The organism is Oleiphilus sp. HI0079, from assembly GCF_001635105.1.
In genome coordinates, this window is sequence record NZ_LWFT01001363.1 from 1 (window position 1) to 737 (window position 737).

General features: G+C 51.0%; 1 protein-coding gene. It reads right to left on the minus strand.

Translation table 11 applies throughout. From position 1 onward, the window contains the following. Positions 1–737, minus strand: a 737-nt coding sequence (locus tag A3750_RS23565) for a fasciclin domain-containing protein (RefSeq protein WP_197475272.1), incomplete at both ends; no start/stop codon positions are given.

Below are 737 nucleotides of genomic sequence, written 5' to 3' on the forward strand. Positions count from 1 at the left end.
TGCCCGAAGCAATCACAGTATCGATGATGTGGATAACACCATTGCTACCGTAAACGTCGGTCGCGATCACTGAGGAACCAGCCACTTTTAAGACACCGTCTTCGATCGTCACAGGAAGCGCCGTGTTCATTCGTAGCGTGTCCACTTGTCCACCGTTCGCTGCATAAGCGCTTAAAGAATCGATCGCTGCTCCTGGTACTACGTGCTGTTTAATGATCTCAGCCACTGCAGCGGCTCCACCAAGCTTCGTGACCAAATCGTTTAAGTCGGTTGCATTTTGCGCAGCTAAAAGATCCGCAAACGCTGAATTGTTCGGTGCAAATACGGTGAAAGGGCCGGTTGACGCGAGCGCACCTGTCAGGCCGACTGCGACGTAGGCATCTTCAAGAGTTTGCGTATCTGGGTTTGCAATCGCGATCGCTTCTACGGTAATTGATTCGTTGGAACGATCCTCAGTGAGGCTCGGTGGAATCAATACTTTATCGATCACATGAACGACACCGTTGGTCGCGAGAATGTTTGGAGACGTGACTCTGGACGTGTTGACGTATAAATCTGAACCGGTGAGCGACAGCGCGATCTTGCTATCAGCACCGTTTACCGTTGCTACGGTTTTATCCCCAGAACCGCCAGCAATGTCGATTGCTGCTGTTGCCAAAACTTCACCTGCCAGAACATGGTATTGAAGCACTTCAACCACTTGTGCCGGCGTGAGAGTAGAAAGCACGCTTGAAACG